Here is a 5721-nt window from a genome sequence, read left to right on the forward strand (position 1 = left end):
TTCACAAAAGGTTTCGATTTTAATTCGTTCGGAATAGGTTATACTAGACAAAAGATCAGCTCCTAAAAGATGGGTTTGTGGTAAACACCATTTTAAAGGGAACTGATCTTTTTTGTCCGAACAGCGTTCGGATTAATTTTACAATCTACCGTTCAAACAACTATGGCCCTTACCAACACATCGAAAAGTTTATTCCGTGGCAGATTACCAATATCTTGAGTGGTATTCGACCAAAGTTTTATGGTTCAGGCAAGAACGTGCGTGACTGGATTCATACCAATGATCATTCACGAAAGGAAAAAATCATGAAAAACTCAGTTGTAATAATAGTTCCCTATTTTGGAAAGTTTCCAAATTATTTTAATTTGTGGATGGAGTCTGTTAAATATAATTCGAAAATAGATGTTATGTTTTTTACTGATATTAAGAAACCTAATAGTATTCCTGAAAATATTATCTGGACTAAAATGTCATTTAATGAAGTGCAAAAACGTGCGTCTGCTACTATTGGATTTCAAGTATCACTATCTATGCCTTATAAACTAACCGATTATAAGCCAGTTTATGGCGAAATGTTTGGTGATTTTATTAAAAATTATGATTGGTGGGGATTTGGTGATATAGATACAATTTGGGGTGATTTAAGCCCAATTATTAATGAAAAACATTTAACAAGTTTTGATAAAATTTTAGAATTAGGACATCTTACACTAATTAAAAATACCAATAATATGAATCATTTGTATAAAAAGCATGTTAATCACGCTTGGAACTACACAGAAGCTTTTAAAACAAATTTTTCATATCATTTTGATGAAGGGGGAGGCTTTTCTTTTATTGCACGGCAGAATGGATGTCGCATTTATAGTCAATATCCGAAAAATATGAGTTTTGCAGATATTGATCCTAATAAAGAAGCTTTTCATTTGGCATATAATATCAATAAGTTTTCGTACGTTTTTATATGGAAAAAGGGTACTCTAAAAGGATTTTGGATTGATAATCATAAAATACAATCTAGAGATTTTACTTATATCCATTTGCAAAAAAGGAGCATGGAAGTTTTAGTTGACGATTATTCAAGAGGTTTTATTATTATTCCTAATAAATTTTTACCAATTAAAGGCAATTTTGTAAATAAAGATTTTATTATTAATGCAAGTAGATTAGCCCCAAAGATAGAAGAAAAAAGAATATCTAAATTATCAAGATTAAAAGAAAAAACTTTAAGTGATGTGCGTAGGAAATTTATTCAAAGGATTAATAAGATACCTGTAAATGGTAATGAAGTGTATTTTGGCACTGAACTTCCAAAGTACTAATGTAGATAATATGTATTATGCATTTATTCAATATTGATTAACACCCCCAGTTTACAATTCAAGTGCAACACCCTGACGACTAGACCATAAAGGCCATGAAGACCTATTCTTGTTAGTGCTAGCTAAACAAGAAAGCAGGAATCTTCATGACCCACTCTCAGACTAACACCCACAAGCATTACCAACAACTCAGTTTTAGCGACCGTGCTACAATTCAGGCCCTTCAGGCTGCTGGTGACACCGCGACCGTGATTGCACAGAAGCTTCATCGCAGTAAAGCGACAATCTCACGAGAAATCACGCGTGGATCTGTAACTCAGCTCGACTCGGAGCGTCACTCACATCAAGTCTATCTTGCGGAAACTGCCCAAGCCATGCACGACCGTAAACGCGATAGAACCGGTCACTACGCCTTTCTTAAGACCGGCCGTGCGTTCTTCAAGGCTCTCGCCAGGGAGCTTACTCGTAAGCCGCGCGTACACAGCGTTGATAGCTTCGTACACTTCTATCGCGACCAGGGCAAGGCTTGTCCTTCAACGACAACTGTGTATCGCTACATCGACGCCGGGCTGCTTGAGCTAGACAACATGACACTTCCCAAGAAGCTCCGACGCCGCATCAAAGGCTATAAGAACACCCACAAGCGCAAGAATAAGAAGATATACGGCGACTCAATCGAGTTGCGTCCTGCGGCCGTGAATGACCGCACAGGCGTGGGACATTGGGAAGGCGACTTGGTCAAAGGTATTCGCTTAGCTGATGAGCCAGCATTAATGACGCTCACAGAACGGTACAGCCGGACTGAGATCATCGTCAAGATTCCTGACTATCATGCGGGCACCTGCCTTAAAGCCTTGCAGGACACGATCGACGACTACGGGGCCAAGGAATTTGAGAGTATCACTTTTGACAATGGTTCCGAGTTTGCCAAGTTATCAGAGATTGTTGGAACCCAGATTTACTTCGCACATCCGTACTCGCCTTGGGAGCGTGGCACAAACGAGAACGCCAATGGACTGCTTAGGGAATTCTTCCCGAAAGGGAAGTCTCTCAGAGCAGTTACCCTGGTTGAAATTCAAGCAGTCCAATCCGCACTGAACCATCGTCCCAGACGTATTCTGAACTATCTTCGCCCATGCGATTACTACCGATGCATGGCGTAACAGCCTAGACCACTATCAAGAATTCGTTATCATCGTTGCACTTGACTTGAAAATTGAGGGACTTTTTTTGTACATTCTGCTTCATTTAAACGGACAAGTATACGTCTAAAAGCTGAACGTGTTGTCTGAGCGTGCGTGATTACTTACTTTTTACGCGTACATCACGTTTTTCTAAAGAATCAATTTGAAATTCTAATTCTTTACGTTCGTCTGAAGTCAAAGATTCAATATAAACAGATAAAGCTACTTCAATAGCTGCCTTTTGATTGTCACTATACCCTAGTACAGCCATTGCTTGCAATTTGTTTCTAATGTGGTTGTTGATTTTCAGGTTTGTGTCAAAAGTAACCGAAGCAACTTGATTTTGTGGGGTTTTAATTCCTTTATTTGAATTTGAAAAATCCGAAATTTCAGCCTGCTTATCTGGCTTAATTGGGTTGCGGTTAGACCGAATCAATTTATTAGCCATTTTCAATTGCCTCCATTCTTTTTAGCATCTCGTCAGTTACGTCTTTGTATACTTTGAATACACGCCTATCAAACTGAGTATTGAAAGTAATACCAGTTATTCCATAACGCTTGATCCTCTGCATCGAGTGAATTTTATGTTTAAAAATGTTTTCAGTTCCAAACTGATTAATAGCATTTTGAATAGTTGCTTCATCTACAGGAGCTCCGGCTTGCAATAGAACAGCCAATATACCAACGATTTCCAAACGGGGAGCCTTGTAGGTATCAATAACTTGTTCCTGGATGTACTCTATAAATGCTTGAGCTCCCTCAAAACTATGTTCATGAGTTTGCATAACAATTACACAATAATCGCTGGCATACAATGCTGAATCGGTGATTAACGAGATAGTAGGCGGCGTATCTATGATGACATAATCATATTTATCTTTAATCGGCTTGATAAGATTACTGAATTCTTTGACGCGTTCATTATAGTCTTTGATTTTTTCCATATAGCGTGGGAAAAGAGCAAAGTCAGGTGCAGAAGCTAGGATATCGAAGTTTTCTTTTATATGTATTAAAGATTGAGTTAAATCGCCATCTTCAATACTAGCCATGAGAGTTTTTTTAAAATGGCCAACTTTTCCATCAATATTAACTTTAGTATTCAAGAGTAGATTTGTGGCGTTTCCTTGGGGGTCCAAATCAACTAGTAGTGTTTTGTAACCACGATTGCTAAGGTCTAGAGCTACTAATGTTGAATTACTAGTTTTTCCAACTCCGCCTTTAAAATTTCCAAATGTTATGGTTTGTGTCATGATAACGCCTCCTAACGATTGTTGTTATATTAGCACTATATCGTTTTTGAATCAACACGATATAGTGCTATAGTGCGTTAGTTCTTTAGTTCTATAATGCTGTTGTTCTGTAGTGCTTATGTTCTACAGTGCTATAGTGCTGTAGTTCTTTAGTTCCGTAGTGCTAGCACTACCGTATAGCTTTAAGCCCTATGTGCAAGCATTTACTAAGAGAAAAAACAGTGCCGTAGTTCTTTAGTTCCGTAGTTCTATAGTTCTATAGTTCTGTAGTGCTTATATGCTTTAGTTCTATAGTTCTTTTGTTCTATAGTGCCATAGTGCTGTAGTGCTAGTTTTTAAAACCGTTGACTTTTGTTGTGGTTGAGCTATAATTCTAAATGAAATCGATAAATAGAACATAAAAAAACACCCACCAACAGCCATTGGTGAGCGCCACAAAAATCATTTGATTAATGATTATTATATCATGGCCGGTGCGATTTTTAAAGCCCTAGGGGACAAGCTGGGGTCTAAATCCAAGGGGACACGTTTGCCAGGGCGACTTCAATAAGTCTGGCTATACCACAACAAGGTCATCTGTACGGCTGGGTGGTGAATGGTGAGCGCGACCATTAACGGCGCGGGTGGTAAAACGAAGCTTCGGCTTGGTGCCACTGATTAGTTGGCGATCGAACAAACATAAATACGTATTACCAACGCCTACTAGGGCGTTTTTTAGTAGGCTAAACCGAAAACGTAGGTTTATAATGAGTGGTGGTAGCAATACCGCAATTGTACAGACAAGCGACGGGCGTTAACGACCGACGAACTAAGGGGAAACTTTTAGATGTAGAATTGCACTCTGGTTCAGTTATTCCAAATAGCTGTTTCCAGGGAACAATTCTGCGCTCAAAACGTCACTCCCTCTAAACTGAATGGAAAACCGTAACCCGTCAAGCCGAATATAAAGAAAATTACTGAATTTAAGCGAATGGTCTAGGAATAAACCAAGAGAATTTCATAAAGTATATTTACCGATAAATCAAGGATTGAATAGCTAGACCAATTGTTTCCCAGAAATTTTCACAAAGGTAAAATAACAGATCGTTGTTTTACCTTTGTGAATGGTGGTTACTTGGGATAATGCCGCCTTATGTAAAGTGAAAATTGGTATACTAAAAAAGGCTCCCGGTTTAACACTGGAGGCCTTTTTTCTAGGTTACATATTTTGAGGATGAATGTTTTTATCTTCGTAGCTTTTACTTGGGTGCTGTAACATGATGAATACTGCTTAGTTTTTGGTGCCGTACCCCGCAACAGATGCGTCGCTTCGTTGGTATTATCTTAAATGCTAAGTACCGAGTTGAGAAGGATCATAAAGATATTGGCGTCATAATCCCACTGGACGACGAAGAACTTAAATTTTTAATGACTAAAGCCTTGAGACGTTACTTTAACGCCCTAAGAAGCAATGAGAAGCACATCAAGAACGTGGAAAACTACCTGTACGGCACCATGCAAAATCTATTTGGTGTTTGGTGGAATAAACAAGCGGCTAGAGAATACGCGGCCAAACATCCCGAAGAAGAAAAGCCGGCCGACAACGACAACAGTGGGTTGTACTACTAGTCCTAAAAGGCTGCAAAATCCTTTCTAAGCGGTTTTAAGACTTACTAAACCATTTATGTTTAAACTAGATTTAACTGGCTTAAACAGAAGAACAGGGGCTTTTAAATAAGTGTCAGAGCTAACTAGCTCAAAAGTTCAGTCTTTAGATCAATACCAACCTCAAGTGGTCTGAGGCCAGGGTTTTATCCGTTGATCAGATACTCAAAAGGTAGTATAATGGTAGTAGCAAAAGAAAGGAGATGAGACAATCATGGCAGGTAAGGAAAAGAAACGGGTCCAAGTCAAGATTGATAAAGATTTGGCCGATGATACCGAAGCAGTTTTAAGCGAATTGGGCTTAAATCCAACCACGGCCAT

General features: G+C 38.8%; 4 protein-coding genes and 3 pseudogenes. 5 read left to right on the forward strand and 2 right to left on the reverse strand.

The genetic code is table 11. From position 1 onward, the window contains the following. Window positions 1–152: 152 nt before the first annotated feature. The 3 genes and pseudogenes from GB992_RS11395 to GB992_RS11400 all read left to right on the forward strand — a co-directional run. Window positions 153–290, forward strand: a pseudogene (locus GB992_RS11395) (NAD-dependent epimerase/dehydratase family protein); the annotation flags it as partial. Window positions 291–305: 15 nt separating this feature from the next. Next, window positions 306–1322 (forward strand): DUF6625 family protein, encoded by a 1017-nt coding sequence (locus GB992_RS11975; RefSeq protein ID WP_347877391.1) that lies wholly within the window; start codon window positions 306–308, stop codon window positions 1320–1322. 146 nt (window positions 1323–1468) lie between these two features. After that, window positions 1469–2485 carry an IS30 family transposase gene (locus GB992_RS11400; RefSeq protein WP_161002550.1) on the forward strand — a complete coding sequence of 339 codons (1017 nt, stop codon included), beginning with the start codon at window positions 1469–1471 and terminating at the stop codon, window positions 2483–2485. A 139-nt stretch (window positions 2486–2624) separates the two neighbouring features. Here GB992_RS11400 and GB992_RS11405 read toward each other — a convergent pair whose 3' ends face one another. Next, window positions 2625–2954, reverse strand: a complete 330-nt coding sequence (locus GB992_RS11405; protein WP_041816175.1) for a DUF5388 domain-containing protein — start codon at window positions 2952–2954, stop codon at window positions 2625–2627. After that, window positions 2947–3756 carry a ParA family protein gene (locus GB992_RS11410; protein ID WP_161002551.1) on the reverse strand — a complete coding sequence of 270 codons (810 nt, stop codon included), beginning with the start codon at window positions 3754–3756 and terminating at the stop codon, window positions 2947–2949. The genes GB992_RS11405 and GB992_RS11410 overlap by 8 nt, the downstream gene beginning before the upstream one ends. Window positions 3757–5022: 1266 nt before the next feature. Between GB992_RS11410 and GB992_RS11415 the strand changes: the two are divergent. After that, window positions 5023–5364: pseudogene (locus tag GB992_RS11415) on the forward strand (replication initiator protein A); the annotation flags it as partial. A 250-nt stretch (window positions 5365–5614) separates the two neighbouring features. Next, a pseudogene (locus tag GB992_RS11420) lies at window positions 5615–5721 on the forward strand (type II toxin-antitoxin system RelB/DinJ family antitoxin); the annotation flags it as partial.

Source organism: Furfurilactobacillus milii (genome assembly GCF_009863985.1).
In the GTDB taxonomy this organism is placed as follows: Bacteria; Bacillota; Bacilli; order Lactobacillales; family Lactobacillaceae; genus Furfurilactobacillus; species Furfurilactobacillus milii_A.